At 44.8% G+C, this 14465-nt stretch carries 16 protein-coding genes; 4 read left to right on the top strand and 12 right to left on the bottom strand.

The features are described from left to right. Positions 1-72 precede the first annotated feature (72 nt). Genes C7H79_RS02190 through C7H79_RS02180 form a run of 3 tightly spaced genes read right to left on the bottom strand, consistent with a single transcriptional unit; the run spans position 73 to position 1994 of the window. A complete protein-coding gene (locus tag C7H79_RS02190) occupies positions 73-948 on the bottom strand; it encodes a hypothetical protein (RefSeq protein WP_106705655.1) in 876 nt (291 codons plus the stop codon). 10 nt (positions 949-958) lie between these two features. Next, complete coding sequence (locus C7H79_RS02185) at positions 959-1360, bottom strand: ExbD/TolR family protein (RefSeq protein ID WP_106705654.1); 402 nt, start codon at positions 1358-1360, stop codon at positions 959-961. After that, positions 1347-1994 (bottom strand): MotA/TolQ/ExbB proton channel family protein, encoded by a 648-nt coding sequence (locus C7H79_RS02180; protein ID WP_106705653.1) that lies wholly within the window; start codon positions 1992-1994, stop codon positions 1347-1349. The genes C7H79_RS02185 and C7H79_RS02180 overlap by 14 nt, the downstream gene beginning before the upstream one ends. A 353-nt stretch (positions 1995-2347) precedes the next feature. Here C7H79_RS02180 and C7H79_RS02175 point away from each other — a divergent pair, with 353 nt between their 5' ends. Both C7H79_RS02175 and C7H79_RS02170 read left to right on the top strand, forming a co-directional pair. Then, complete coding sequence (locus tag C7H79_RS02175; RefSeq protein WP_242447099.1) at positions 2348-2734, top strand: surface-adhesin E family protein; 387 nt, start codon at positions 2348-2350, stop codon at positions 2732-2734. A gap of 174 nt (positions 2735-2908) precedes the next feature. Next, the gene (locus C7H79_RS02170) at positions 2909-3259 is read left to right on the top strand and encodes a DUF488 domain-containing protein (protein ID WP_106705651.1); all 351 of its coding nucleotides are present in this window, start codon (positions 2909-2911) and stop codon (positions 3257-3259) included. Positions 3260-3373: 114 nt separating this feature from the next. Here C7H79_RS02170 and C7H79_RS02165 read toward each other — a convergent pair whose 3' ends face one another. The 9 genes from C7H79_RS02165 to C7H79_RS02125 all read right to left on the bottom strand — a co-directional run bounded on the left by C7H79_RS02165 (position 3374) and on the right by C7H79_RS02125 (position 12866). Further along, complete coding sequence (locus C7H79_RS02165; protein WP_106705650.1) at positions 3374-3910, bottom strand: YaeQ family protein; 537 nt, start codon at positions 3908-3910, stop codon at positions 3374-3376. Between the two features lie 70 nt (positions 3911-3980). Continuing rightward, positions 3981-4625 carry a DUF2959 domain-containing protein gene (locus C7H79_RS02160; RefSeq protein ID WP_106705649.1) on the bottom strand — a complete coding sequence of 215 codons (645 nt, stop codon included), beginning with the start codon at positions 4623-4625 and terminating at the stop codon, positions 3981-3983. 62 nt (positions 4626-4687) lie between these two features. Beyond that, positions 4688-6682, bottom strand: coding sequence for a diacylglycerol kinase family protein (locus C7H79_RS02155; RefSeq protein WP_106705648.1), 1995 nt, complete (start codon positions 6680-6682; stop codon positions 4688-4690). Between the two features lie 26 nt (positions 6683-6708). Beyond that, positions 6709-7941 carry a CDP-alcohol phosphatidyltransferase family protein gene (locus C7H79_RS02150; protein WP_106705647.1) on the bottom strand — a complete coding sequence of 411 codons (1233 nt, stop codon included), beginning with the start codon at positions 7939-7941 and terminating at the stop codon, positions 6709-6711. Between the two features lie 259 nt (positions 7942-8200). Continuing rightward, positions 8201-9259, bottom strand: coding sequence for an LPS export ABC transporter permease LptG (gene lptG / locus C7H79_RS02145; protein WP_106705646.1), 1059 nt, complete (start codon positions 9257-9259; stop codon positions 8201-8203). Beyond that, positions 9256-10338 carry an LPS export ABC transporter permease LptF gene (gene lptF / locus C7H79_RS02140; RefSeq protein WP_106705645.1) on the bottom strand — a complete coding sequence of 361 codons (1083 nt, stop codon included), beginning with the start codon at positions 10336-10338 and terminating at the stop codon, positions 9256-9258. Before lptF ends, lptG begins: the two co-directional genes overlap by 4 nt. Beyond that, positions 10335-11147 (bottom strand): nucleotidyltransferase family protein, encoded by an 813-nt coding sequence (locus C7H79_RS02135; RefSeq protein ID WP_106705644.1) that lies wholly within the window; start codon positions 11145-11147, stop codon positions 10335-10337. Before C7H79_RS02135 ends, lptF begins: the two co-directional genes overlap by 4 nt. After that, positions 11144-12295, bottom strand: coding sequence for an N-acetyltransferase (locus C7H79_RS02130; protein WP_106705643.1), 1152 nt, complete (start codon positions 12293-12295; stop codon positions 11144-11146). The genes C7H79_RS02135 and C7H79_RS02130 overlap by 4 nt, the downstream gene beginning before the upstream one ends. A gap of 97 nt (positions 12296-12392) precedes the next feature. Then, positions 12393-12866, bottom strand: coding sequence for a hypothetical protein (locus C7H79_RS02125; protein WP_106705642.1), 474 nt, complete (start codon positions 12864-12866; stop codon positions 12393-12395). 456 nt (positions 12867-13322) lie between these two features. Here C7H79_RS02125 and C7H79_RS02120 point away from each other — a divergent pair, with 456 nt between their 5' ends. Beyond that, positions 13323-13577 carry an exodeoxyribonuclease VII small subunit gene (locus C7H79_RS02120; RefSeq protein WP_106705641.1) on the top strand — a complete coding sequence of 85 codons (255 nt, stop codon included), beginning with the start codon at positions 13323-13325 and terminating at the stop codon, positions 13575-13577. Beyond that, positions 13567-14460, top strand: a complete 894-nt coding sequence (locus C7H79_RS02115) for a polyprenyl synthetase family protein (RefSeq protein WP_106705640.1) — start codon at positions 13567-13569, stop codon at positions 14458-14460. Before C7H79_RS02120 ends, C7H79_RS02115 begins: the two co-directional genes overlap by 11 nt. Positions 14461-14465: the final 5 nt, after the last annotated feature.

Raw genomic sequence — 14465 nt, 5'->3', positions numbered from 1 at the left:
ATTCTCTGTGTTTAATAGTTACGACTTTTTTAAATTGTTTCTTGAGGTATTTTTGAAAAAATTGAGCAAGATTTAACGGGCGGGATTGATAAAAAATTCGCGCATTAAGAAATCTTCCAATCCTGCAGTATCTTTCTCGCGTGCAGATAGCACGACCACACGATGTAAACGATGTGATTCCCAGTTAAAATCTTCTTTGTAGTATTCCCGAATCAATTGGATCATGCGGCGAATAATGGCACGCTCAATATCGCCATCGGTTCCGGCTTCGACTTGAATCCGCTGTAACCGTGGATTGATTTGCCCAGTAGTCCAGGCGCGGAATGTAAATTCCGCTGTACGTGGACCAATGCGAAGAATCTGAAATATACCGCTGGTACCAGGATTTTGCAGATTGCGCCGGACATTGGCCATGCGTATTTCCTCCGCTGAAGGTTGTGCTGAGGTGCTGCTGGATGCAGAGCTTTCCTGGGAATCAAAGAGTCCTTCCGCGCGGCGGCGCGCTTTTGCCTGGTTAATATACTCAGACAGATCCGTGGGGGCATCCGCAGGAGGTTCTGGCGGTGCTTTGATTTTTGCGACTTCCTGCGCCGGGATTGGCGCTTTGGGTGTGCTCGGTTTCTCAGCTGCTTTAGGCTTGGCTGGCGGTCTTGATGGTGGTGGCTGGGCAGGTGCCGGTGGTAATTTAGGCGCAGTTTGTGCTTCAGCTACTTTAGGCTTTTCGGGTTGTGGAGCAGGTGCACTGGGTTGGGAGGCGGGTAGCGAATTATCAGCATCCTCGGATTCATTTAAGTCGATAAAGCTGGCGGCGATGGGGGGGGGCGTTTCAATTTCCACTTCTGGTAGCGACAGAAAAAATCCCAGTCCCCAGATGATCAGCACCCATACGAGTGTAGCCAATGGCATCGGCCACCAGAGGCGAATTTCTCTAGATCGGGAACTTGCCATTCTTAACGTGCTATTTATGTTTGACCGCAATCAAAAAATGCTGGGCTCCGGCGGACCGAGCGCGCAGCATGGCCTGTACGACGACACCTTGCGGTGCTTCGTTATCAGCAGATACGATCAATTTTTGCTTTGAGTCCGCGAGTAGCGGCTTGAGCGTATTTGCCAATGTGTCAAGCGTGACTGCGGTTTGATTGATATAGATTTTGCTGTCTTTGGTTAACGTCAAGGTGACCGGTTTTTCGGCGCTGAGTTTTTCTGTCTGTCCTTCGGGTAAATCGACCTGCAGTGAATCCAAATTTTGCATCGATAAAGAAGCCAGCATGAATGTTGCCAGCAAGAAGAACATCACATCGATCATCGGAATGATCTCTATTTTACCTTTCTTAATGATGCGGGATTTACGCAGTTTCATTGGAATTAACCTGTTGATCCCGACGGATATTGTCGATCAATCGCGTACCCAAACGTTCCATTTCATCCATCGTTAGTGATTGCAAGCGGGAAAAATAATTGAACCCAAATAATGCTATCAGTGCAATTGCCAGCCCCACTACGGTAGCAATCAGCGCTTCAGCAACCCCGCCGGTGACCGCTGCTGGATTAACCAACCCTTCGCTGCCGATCACCTGGAAAGCACGCATCATACCGATCACGGTTCCCACTAGCCCAAGCAGCGGTGCGGCTGTAACAATGGTTTCCAATGCCCATAATCGACGTGCCAGCGATTCCTCAATGATTTGTGCTTCATCGGCAGCACGAGATTCTGTCCACCAGGCTGGTTGGTGTCGATTGGAAATTACCACTTCAAAGAAACGCTTGTAGTAATGCCGGCTGTCCAGTCCAGAAAGTATTTTTTCCAGATCATTCCATTTGAAGCCATAGGTTTCCACCAGATTGAGCAAATCACTGGAAAGGCGAGCATAACGCCAATAGATAAACGCCTTTTCAAGCATAATTGCCATCGCAATGACACCCAGTAAAACCAGCGGTATGATTATAATGCCGCCAAGCTTTAACATGATCCAGGCTTGATTCAATTCTTCCATTATATTTAACTCCAGATAAGGCTATTCATAAAACTATCGCTGCTTGTATTCATTGGATGATTGTTTTAGCGCAAGAAATTACTGCAGCGTTTACACGATGCAAAATGTCATGACAAAATACAGACTCATCTCAATGCTCAGTAAATCTGCAACCGACGTATTATCGTATGATTTCTCAAAAATCTGCGGATAAAATGCCCGGTAGCACAGGGCGTATGGATGCTAAGAATAGTTGAAAACATCTGTAGTTGGAACTATTTAATGGCAAAATGACTTACATTTGTAGTTTTGTTGCAGAAAGGCTAATCCTGTCCGAATTACCTAATAGCCAGACATTCTGTAGAATGAAAACAATGATGAAAAAATACTTATCGATACTATTCCTGATGCTTGTTGTCATACCTGCGCAAGCCAAGTGGATTAAACTGGATATAAATACTAGGCAAGGTGAGATCCATCATTTTGATCCTGAAACGATGCAAAAAAACGGTCAATTCAGAAAAATCTGGATATTATCCAGCTACAATGAAAAGCAAAAAGGGGAGCATCATGCGGTTAAAACATTGTATGAGTTTGATTGCACCCATCACAAAGCTCGCTCTATCACAATGCTGTTGTATCCAGATAAAGAAGCCAAAGGTATGGTGATTGGCGCGCACCATGAAGAATCCCGGGATTGGTTTAGTTTTTCAGCTAATTCGATGTTTCGGCATATTACGGAAACGGTTTGTATCGATTGAGTCAGCTTATGTTTAGCTGATGAGGTTGTAAAGCAAGAGTCTTCTGTGTATGTTCGATACAAAAAGAAGTAACAATTTTTTTTTACATGTTTTTTATGTTCTAGTCAAAACAAATGCTAGTCCACCCAAATCAATTATTTTTCTGTTATCAATTAATTAGCTTAGCAAACGTTGATGACTATCTTACTTAAACGAGCGTACGAGCCGCCCGCGTCAAGTGACGGATTTCGAGTCCTTGTGGATCGGCTTTGGCCGAGAGGAGTATCCAAGCACCTGGCACATATTGATTTATGGCTCAAGGATATTGCGCCAAGCACACCGCTTCGCAAGTGGTTCGGTCATGACCCATTAAAATGGATCGAATTTAAGGATCGCTACTTCCTGGAACTTTATCATAACCCGGAGGTTGTTGACCGACTCGCTGAGCACGTGCGCCATGGCACCGTTACGCTGGTTTATGGCGCGAAGGATGAAGATCATAATAATGCTGTGGTAATCAAAGAGCATCTTGAGAAAATAAAATAAAATTTTCAGGTTGTATCACTGCAGCCAGCTTAGTTCAGATGCCGGAGGTTATAGAATATTTGTTTTCAAAGCCTGAGTCGCTAATAAAGTGTCAATATTTCTGCCTTATGTGCATCAGTTAATACTCAATAACACCCAATCTATCTCACACTCCCCCGATTTCGTCGCCACATATGCAGATTCCTCGGAAATTGTGACAGAGATGTCCATCGTTCGTTGTGTCAGTTTTGCCAGAGCTTGGATGTTGTCCCATTGAAACTGGAAAATGGCTGCAGTTAGTGAATTAAATTTTGCTTGTTCTTGTATCCACCAGACGTTCGATTTGGAGTTGAAACTATACACTTTGACAGTCTGGGCGAGCCGCGTTGCTTTCTTGATTCGATCTGGAGCAGGTTCACCGACATCGATCCATAATGCAATCCGACCATCCGGGGTGTGTGCCCATAAGTCAGGTTCTTCTGCGGTACTTAGTCCTTTGGTGAGTGACAGCGATTCCTGGGCATTAATGCAAAATGCGAGCATGCGCACCATCATTCGTTCAAGCGTTTCTGACGGATGCTGTGCAATGGTCAGGTTGAGTGTGTCGTAGTGATTGCGATTAAGATCGGTTAGTGCAATTTTGAATTTATAGATGGTTGGTTTTAAAGCCACTGGTGTTTCCTGATTTTTAGAAACCTCGGACTAGCATTTGATGAGCTATCCTGAGGTTTCTTGAGATGATTTATTTTTCCATTGTGTTGATAAACGCATTGGCCTCATTGATTGATTGTTCCATCGAAACAATGAGTGCGGATACATCGGATTTGATTGTACCCAGTTCATTCTTGAGAGAAGCAATTGCGCGCGCATTCAGGTTGTGCTTGAGGAACATGACTTGATCCTGGAAAACGCGCAGGATTGGCTCAATCTTGGCTTCGGCTTGTTTCATTGAGGCAATCAATTGGTGATAGTGTGCTTGTGTGGTGTCGAGTTTCTTCTGGCTGCTTTGTTTCATTGATATATTGCTGTATTGAGTGATTTCTTGTTTCCATTCGGTAAATAATGCTTCAGAAACGCTTTCAATATCGGCAATGCGACTGTTCACTTCCTCGGCTTTGCTCACGCTGTCTTCATAGGCATCATTCAGCTTGTTATAAGTGGCTTCGAGATCGCCACCTTGAAAGTTGGTGGCGGCGGTGAATTGTTCTAAGGCGGATTTGAATTGCTCTTTGGTTTCTTCTTGCGTGTCGCGCGCTTTCTCAACCCGATAGACCATGACGTCCCGTTTGGGAATGCCGACTTTTTCCAAGCCTTCGAGATACATCGTGGTGCAAGCAGCCAGCAGCAAGAGAACCGGAAGTAAGAATAAGCGACTTAAATGATTCATAAATATCTCCCTAAGAAAGTCCAGTTTGTGAGTATATACAGCGCAGCGGGTGATTAATCTTTCTAGCGTACCACGCCGCGTCTTAATAACTGCCATGCTACCTTTAAGCCCCACAGAATAGGATAACGGCGTAATTTTGGCGTGACTTCCACTCGCACGCCGGTATGCCGTTCGATTTTCCATGCGGCGTAATCTACGCTATTGCTGAATGTTAGTGTGGCTTTGGATAAGCGTAGGACAGACAGGATTCTTCCCTGCCAGCGACGTAAACGCCAACGCCATAACGCCCGTCGTTGCATTTCTGGCGTAGTCAGGCAGAGATATTTCCCATTCTCTTGTTTTTCCAATATTTCTTCCAGCATAGGATTCGCTACATCGGTCAGACGGGTAAATGCATCCAGATTGGTTCTGGCCAGATGGCGTGCGCGTGTCTCCCGTTCAGCACGTAATTCAGCAGCATAGGTGAGCATCAGGCAGCGAGTCCATATTTCTTCAACATTAATGATGCCAGCATCGATCGTTACGACACCTGATTTCAGGAAATTAATCACAGAGTGGGCTTGTGCTACATAGAGGTGTTCCCGTACGGCATCATCACGAAAATACAGCATTCTCGACGGCTGTGCGAAGCGTGCCCAGATATATGAGTGAAACCAGAATTGTGCACCCCGTTCAAAATCTTTGGTTGAAATGACTGCATATTTTGCGCGTAACGTGCGTTCTTGATACGGTACTTCGAGATAAAAAACATTGGGTGTCAGCCAGGCATTTAAATTGGCTAAATATCGTTCGGGATAAGCTTTGTGGTAGCTATTAACGATGACATACAGATCGACAATTCCTTCGTCCAGGCTGACAGCGGAATGCAGGCAGGATCCATAAAGCATCACGGCATCCAGTGATTCACCGAAGCGCATTCTGAGAGAATCTACCAAAGGTACGAGATCGGGGGATGTTTCCTTATTGCTTTCCCAAGCAACTTCGCTAAGCAAGCGAATGGGTAGTTGTTGGGTGGATAGTGGTATGGAAGAATTCATGGTAATGGCAGTGTCCTTGAGTACTAAAAACGTTACGGGGTTGGTTGCGGTAATTTGTAGGGGGTGTTGTATATTGGCAGATTGATACAATTCACCGTCCACAATGTATTCATCATTTATGTGCAGTGTCAAAGCAGGAGCGTTATGGCTATAGTAGCCGTCTTTTTCCTGTAGCACCTCACCCTTGCCAGAAAGAAGCGGCCACAGTGAACGCCACAAGTGCTTGCACTGTTGATCAACCCATGTTACGTGGAGGGGTTCTGGCTCCTTGCCCCAATATGGGCGGATGTTGAGTAACATGCAATCCAGTGTGCTGACGAGCGCAAATAAATAGGTGCCTTGATGAACTCGACCGTTAGCTTCTGTTATTGACATTTTGACCGGCATCCACTCCTTTTGATGACGGCCAAGTATCATACCGGTAATTATGCTGACAAGGGACCGCAGCATAATCAGGGAGGTAAAAATGCCACCGGTGATTCCGATTTGCTTTACCCGACTGCGCGAAAATTTGACGCCGCGTGCGACGAGTCCAACGGCAAAGAACATGCCATAAATCGGTTTTGTTCCCGTCTGTTCGATACATAGCACTGAACGTTGTGCTAGCTTGGGTGCGGTTGGCTTGAACAGATAGGCATGCAATTGTCGAATGATTCTAATCGGTTGACCGCGCATGCCTAGATCCAGCACCGTCATGTTGGTGGTTCCGCCAGGGACAATCAGGATGAGTGGCCATTGCTCGGTTTTCAGTGATGTGAATAAATGTCCGAGAATTGCATGGGTGGTGCCGTCTCCTGCAACGATGACCAGCAAGTCGATATTTGCCTGGATGAGCTGATCAATCGCGGTTCTAAAACTATGGGCATCACTCGCCTCGCGTATGAAAATGCCTGGGATTTCCTGTAATGCCTGCCGAATGACCGATTTGTGTTTACGCACTTGACCACCCATTGGGTTAAGCAGGCAACCGACCTTGGCAGTTCCGGCTGTTATGCGATCAATCCGCGATTGTAAAGTCATTAGTTGCTGTTGTGAGCGATTAAATTTTAAGATAATGGAAACGGTTTCCTGAGATCAATCGGAGGCCGCGTAAAAACTCTGACAGCTAGTATTTCTCGGTCACGTGCTGGGTCGATATCCTGCAACCAGGATTTCAGTGCTCCTTGTGCATGCTTGGTGCGCCAGGCCACTAACACTCGCCATGCGAGAAATGAAGTCGAAACCAAATGCCAGAACACAACCAAATACAATCCGATATCCGGACGATCAACCAACCAACCATAGCTAAGGAATAGTAAATTGGGGTTGCGCCGGGCTGTAATCAATCGGTTAAATGAATCCAATTTTTGCCAGATAAACATATCAAATGGCGCTAACCATAGCTGAAATGTGCCTTCGCACAATCGTCCGCCGACGTAACCTAGAAACATCAATCCCATGAGAATCTCCAGTCCAGGAATTGCCGTTTGCGTCTCGGCTAACCCCATTCCCCATGCCAGATACCATAACGGTGGGTGGACAATATCCAAACCATGATCCATGACGTCTCCGATACGACTTGAAGTGACTGTGACACGTGCCAGTTTTCCATCCACCGTATCAAGGAAAGTCATAAACCATCCCATCAGCAATCCAATGCCGAAGAATCCGGACCAGAATGCCAATCCAGTCAGAATGGCAAGCACGATGCTGAGATACGTAACATGATTGGGTTGCCAGCCTTGGTGCACGCAATAATGCGTAGCCCAGTATGCCGGTAATGGCCAGACCCATTTAGTAACAAGATCGGTAACACCTTTATATGATCCGGAAAATAGTTCCTTTTCCAGTAGTGAACGATTTTCCTCGCTGACGGGCAGAATGTATGGTGGGTCTTTCTTTTTCAGATTTTGTTGAAAATCTATTTTCAAATCTTTTAAGCTGATTCGCGGAAGGGTCAATAAAGCGAATTTATAATTCTGGCTTTTGTTATTGTTAAGATTTCGAAGTAACCGCGGTGCATAATTACCATCAGCACGTATCGCAGCAGGACAGCCCTCTTCATTGTATAAAGCAATTCTCTGATCCAATCGGAGCAAAGCTGCTAGCACGCGTGCATCAAATAAAAAATTGGCATTCAGGAATAATGCATTAGCACTCGCGGGTATTTTCTCGACATCATCGACAAGGGTAATATGTTCGTGTGTTTTCAGCATGCGTTGCAAACGTTCTTGCCCGGTTAATCCCCAAATGGTTATTTTGCTGTCACCGAAAATATGAATATAGGTTGAAGTGGACATATGTGATAAGCGTTTGGTCTTTTTATATAAATGATTGCCCGATCTTAGCAGAGCTTAAACTGGATAAAGCAAGGCTATACGATTTTAGATGTTTTATGACAACAATCATAGACTGTTGCATACTGAGAATCACCAATGAAATCCTGAAAAAGGGTACACATGAGTAAGTTATTGTGTGAAAGCGTGTTTGAGAGCTATATAAGTTTTATTTACTCCGGGTAGCTTGTGTTTTTTCTTTTTACGGCTTTTTTGTGAGCACCTATTGAGTTCGGTTTAACCATACATGAGCCAGAATGATCATAGTAAAACCGGGTACCAATGCGACCAATGCAGGATTTAATTGCAAAATCAAACCAGTATTTGCAATAATTTGATCGAGTAAATAAACCGCAATACCGATCAGCGAAGCCAAAACAAGTTTGTTGCTTAAACCACTGCGAATCGATCCAAAAACAAAAGGAATTGATAATAGCAGCATTGCGATGGTCATCAGTGCACTGCCGATTTTTCGCCATAACGCCAGTGCGAAAGAATCTGCATCCTGGCCGGTACTGCGCAGAAATTCAACATGTCGGAACAATTCAAGTGGCGACAGACTTTCTGGCGGTTTAGTCAGTGTGGCGATGTCATCGGGGCTGACAAAAGAAGACCAGCTTAAAGTGTTATGTCGAACCGCCAGGATTTGGTTATCTTTAAAAGTTCGGACAATAACATTGCTGAGTTCCCAGGTTTCACCATCAACAATTTCCGCGAATTGAGCCAGAACATGTGCGGCTAAAAAGTCTTCTTGATCCAGTTGCAAGATTTCAATATCGGCCGCTTTTGTATTGTGAATGATTCGACCGATGCGTAGAATATTGTTTTCATTGCGCGTCCAGATACCAAGATTCCCGCCGAGTTCAGCGCTTTGTTCCAGAGCAATAGCTCGATAGGTAATTGCTTTTTGTTGCAATTGCGGCGCAACAAATTGCTCTAAGATAGCAACGCCCAGTAAGAGTAAAATCCCGACACTTAAAGGTGCAATGCTGATGCGCCAGGGAGAAAGTCCGGCAACACGCATGGCAATCAATTCTGAATGTATCGCCAATTTTCCAAGTGCCGTGACAGTACCTATCAAAGCTACGAAAGGGGCAATTTGGATAAATCTGCGTGGCAACAGCATGGTGGTATATAGAAATGCATCGGAAACACGATAAGTGCCTCTTCCAACATCCTCTAATTGATCCAGCAAGTCAAAGAAACTGAAAAGCGGCAACAATACAGCGATTGCAATCAAGAAGCCGATAAATACTTGACGAGAGATATAGCGATAAATCATCTTTTCTGGCGCGAGAATTGTTTTTGTCTGGCAATGAGTGCATAAATGACGAGCCCAAGTAGCATGAGTAGCTCCAGCCACCAAACGCCAGGTATGCTACCAATAATCTCTTGTTCCACCCAGGTTCTTGCTAATCCGCTCAGATTATAGTAGGCGGCGAAAATCAAGGCGGCGATGAGATAGGTTCTTTCAGTTTTATCTTGCCGTGGAGCGGTCTGGGTAAAGGTTAAAGCAACCAAGGCCAGAAGTATGGTAGCTAGCGGACGTGAGATACGCCATTGTAACTCGGCTATATCCCGCGGCAGATCGGACTCCCACAGTGTTCTGGTCGTAGCTGCTTTGCGCCGGTAATTCATAACAAAATCATTATCGATAAAATAAATCATGTTTTTGAATTGAACCATATCATCAATGCTGGCTGAGCTAGTCAATCGATAAATGATGCCCTCTGATAGTTGAATATGCGGTCGATCATCTTTTGCTGTTGGTTGAACCTGTCGAGCTTGTTTGGCAATGAGGATTTCACTACTGTCAGGTTTCTGGATATAGTGAAAAATATTTTGCATTTGTTTGTCGGTTTCATCTTTATTACCCATATAAATCACTCGGCCACTTTTTTCGCTACCATAAAAACGTCCGGCCTGGAACCGATTAGTATTGAGCTCTGCCTCCGCCTGCGCGTCAAGAATATAGCTTACTCCATAAGCCCAAGGACGAACATACGATGACAACATGCCACTGACGATACCGACCGGTATTGCGACTGTCAGCACCATGAGTACGATGCGGCTGCCGCTGATACCCATGGAACGGATAACATTCAGTTCTTGATCTTTATTGAGTCTGCCTAAGCCAATGATGACCGAAATATAGAGAGCAATAGGAATCAACACTTCCAATGCGATCAGAGTTCTTAACAAAACCAGTTGAAGCAGGCCTGAGATTCCCAGTGTTTCTGTGACTGCTCCAGCTAAAAGTCTTGCGCTGCTAAAACTGGCGAATAATCCGATCAGAATGAGAATGACTACCGTGAAAGGCAGCATTATTTCCCGTGCAATATAGCGGTCGATTAATTTCATGTATCCGCTTTAAGTATCGATTCAGCCAGTACCAAATCTTCGATTTTATCCACGTCGATCCCTGCGCGAGGATCATCCAGCATAATCGCTTGTATGGTTACCCCTGATTTATCCGATAGAGCTGCTAAAGCTTGGTGCATAGTTAAAGATCCCAGCAAATAAGATAATACCGTTCTGAAGCCTAACACTTGCGCAATTAAACGCCATGGGCGTTTACGCAAATCTTCAGCTTTTCTCCAGAATTCAACCACTGAACGTCCCTGCGGTTTAAAACAAAAAAGGTTGCAGCCACAAAATCCACCGTCTCGTAAGCGAATGATGGTGCGCTTGGAGTTTGGGAATTCAGCTGCAATAATGCTTTGATTGATTGCGCCGGCTGTGGCATTGCTCTCAGTTGCTAGTGATCGTTGCAAAAAGTTCTGCACAATGCTGGGTGTGAGTAAAGCATGATCGGCAGTAGTTAATAATACCGGTGTATTACTTGGTATGTGACTGAGGCCGTTCTCAGCACTGCGGCTGGGAGAATCTAGGTTGGGTATCCAGCTTACTTGTCCCGAAGCGATACGCTGTCTTAATTCCGGGCAATGAACGTGTAGAGATTCTGGAGGACCGCATAAAATGATGGTGGAGATTTGATCGCAGGCCATCAACGTGTCCAGAACACGGATAATCATTGGAATGCCGGCGACAGGTGCAAAAGCTTTGCAAGCTGCGCCGGTATTTTGCGTGATAGGGTCTTTGTTCGTGCGGTCAGCGGCGAGAACCAGTGCGACAAATTGTTGTGATGCCGGATTCAGTCCATTACTCATAGTATTTTTTGATAGATACGATAGCGCTTATATTGTTCACTGCCAATATGGTCGAGAATGCTGCGCATTGCTATGTTATCTTCGAGTATCCATGACATCTCCACTTCCTGAATGCCGCGAGCGAGTCCAGCTTGCCGAGGTGCATCGATGACCAGGCAGGCTAAAGCCAACCCAATGGGTGTATTGTGAAACTGTTTGCGTACACCCATCAACGGTATACGACCTGTGCGTATTTCATGGTTTCTAATGCTTTTGATGAGCTTGAACCATCCGAATGGAAACAGGCTTCCGTTTAATCTCACTAAAATTTCGTTAAGATTGGGCAACCCCACCATAAATGCTGCAGGTCTGCCATCGAACTCCGCAATTTGGATAAATTCGTCCGGCAGTAGCAGTCGCAAACTACTACCCAACTCGGCAAATTCTTCTTGTGTAAATGGAATAAATCCCCAGTTTTCAGACCAAGCATCATTAAAGATATCACGCAGCACTTCCATTTCTTCATCAAATTTATTACGTTGTATTGTACGTATTGTAATTTGCGAGGAAAATCGGTTGATCAGCATCTGCATGACGCGTGGTATTTCAAAATCAACCTTGACTCGGTAGGCCAATAAATCTTTTGCTGGATGATATTCCTGCTCTGCCAGTAAACGACCATACCAGCGAGCAGAGTGTGGCATCATGATGACAGGCGGAGTATCAAATCCATCCACCAGTATGCCGCATTCCTGATTTATCGAAAGATTAAACGGACCGCTGATGCGGCGAATTTGCCGGGAAGCTAGCCATGCTTCCGCGTGAAGTATCAGCGCTGCGAACACTTCCGAATTGTCAATACATTCCATTAAGCCGAAGTGGCCACTGCCCTCACCGTAGCGCTGCTGATGCAATGAATCGATTTGTGCACTGATGCGTCCAACAGGTTGGTCGTCTTGAAATGCAACCCAGGCTTGCCATTCTCCATGTTTAAAAAAAGGATTGTAGCGGGAAAAGTGAAAGCGCCGTTCCAGACGTAATGGCGGCACCCACATCGGGTCATTAGCGTATATGTACCAAGGTACATCGATAAACTTGCCCATATCACGATACGTTATCACCGGTCGTACCGTCACTCTGGATTTGGCCGGCTTATCGTATTTAGTCATATCGCATGGATGTTTCTGTTTTAATTATAAAAAGGCAAATAAAGTACGAATCAATTTTCTGTTAGCTTGTATTAGCCCAGTATCCACCGAGAAATTTTTATATATGAGTATGTTTAAGTAAATTTGATAATAATTGATGAAATTCTATTTTTGGATCGAGTTCCGTGCTTACAGATTGTTTTGTCGTGGTTGAGCTTTGTTCAGCTGCGGCAATCTTTTCGTCAGTAAGATTGCGACAGAAATCACGAAACTTGTTCCAGTCCGTGTTGTAACTCAGCAAACGATCTTGTGGAATGAATACTCGTAGCACCTCAAAATTATGATACATTTCCGGCAAACGGGATGTGAGGTATTGGTTAATATTTTTTGGCCAGCATTTATGCACCGGGTACATATCGGCTAACTCTTTTTCAATGGTGTAACGGAAGTTATCGATGGCCAAAGCGCGGCGCTTACGGTTAATAATATCTACCATAATAGCAACCACCCCTAATAAGCCAAATAAAACAAATGGCCATAGTGGCACGGTTTCGAAGTAGCCAACAATTTGATTAATATTTTCGTCGTTCAATGTCGTCTCAATTTAAATGCATTTGAAAATACAGAATGAGCTTTAGTATTGAAAATCTCAGCCCTGGCGTTTTACTGAAAAAAACGGTCATGATTGTGAATCAATTGAATTCACATGGCGCATTGAATCTCTTCTGGAGCACAAACAATCAAGATTCTAGCGATAATGACCGAGTTCTGTATCTTGCCATAGTAAGATCTATGTATCAATATTGTCGGTAAGTACAGTAAAATTGGAAACTAAGTAAGATAACTCGAAGTGATTTTTCAAAAGCACTCAGGCTGTTTGTGTGTGGAGTTTTGCGGCGGATTGTCATTCAATTTTTGGAATGTGGAGGTCTCTCTCACTAAATTTGCATTGACCTAATATTGCTTATTGCGTTATTTTTATCTGTTTTTTTGTAATAAAGCTATCTATTATTTATATCAGTATCTTATTATCTGACTAAAGTTTTTTATGAACAAATCTTCTAAGCGAGGTGCTACAACTCAACCCGAGAGTTATGAGGCAGCATCCGCAGAACTTGAGAAAATAGTGTCAACCATGGAAGCAGGGCAAATGTCATTGGAAGCATCGCTCGCAGCCTATCAGCGCGGCGCAGAGTTATTGCAATATTGTCAGGATAAATTGCAAGGCGCTCAGCAGCAGGTGCGCGTACTAGAGGCCGGGATGTTAAAAAACTTTACTCGATCTGATAACAATGAGTCTTGATTTCCAAAGTTGGGCGAGTAGTTGTCAGACTCGTATCGAAACATTTCTGGAAGCGAGGTTACCGGCGGTTGATTGTGTTCCTGAGCGATTGCATAAAGCAATGCGCTATTCTGTGCTGGGTGGTGGAAAGCGCGTGCGTCCATTATTGTCATTTGCGGCGGGCGAGCTTGCCGGTGCCGATTCTGAGCGTATAACGATTGTTGCGGCTGCAGTGGAGCTGATTCACGCCTATTCTTTGGTGCATGATGATTTACCCTGCATGGATGACGATATTCTACGGCGGGGGAAACCTACCTGCCATATCGAATATGATGAAGCCACTGCGTTGCTGACGGGAGATAGTCTGCAGACGCTTGCATTTGAATTGCTGGCGGAGAGACCTTTGGCGGATGCGCCTGAGGCGCAACTGGAAATGATCGCACAGTTGGCATTGGCATCGGGTTCTCGTGGTATGGCAGGAGGACAGGCGTTTGATCTGGATAGTGTCGGTAAGATGCTTAGTTTGCCAGAGCTGGAGTTTATGCATATCCATAAAACGGGTGCATTGATTCGCGCTGCCGTGATGCTGGGAGCACGCTGCAGCAGTTGTTTGAGTAATGAACAATTGGCTAAGTTGGATCATTTTGCTAAATGTGTCGGCTTGGCATTCCAAGTAGTTGATGATCTGCTGGATACTGAGGCAACAACGGCGACATTGGGCAAAACGGCTGGAAAAGATGCTGAGCATAATAAACCAACGTATGTCAGTATTCTGGGTATCAGTCAGGCGCGTGAATTGGCTGCAAAACTGCAGCATGATGCTCATCAAGCTTTGGATGGTTTTAATGAAGCTGCGTTAAGGTTGCGTCAGGTAACTGATTTTATAATTAAACGTAAATTCTAATTCTA

Origin of the sequence: Nitrosomonas supralitoralis, from assembly GCF_003011925.2 — a bacterium.
In the GTDB taxonomy this organism is placed as follows: domain Bacteria; phylum Pseudomonadota; class Gammaproteobacteria; order Burkholderiales; family Nitrosomonadaceae; genus Nitrosomonas; species Nitrosomonas supralitoralis.
The sequence above is the reverse complement of the archived record's forward strand: the minus strand, read 5'-3'. Positions and strand labels throughout refer to the sequence as shown.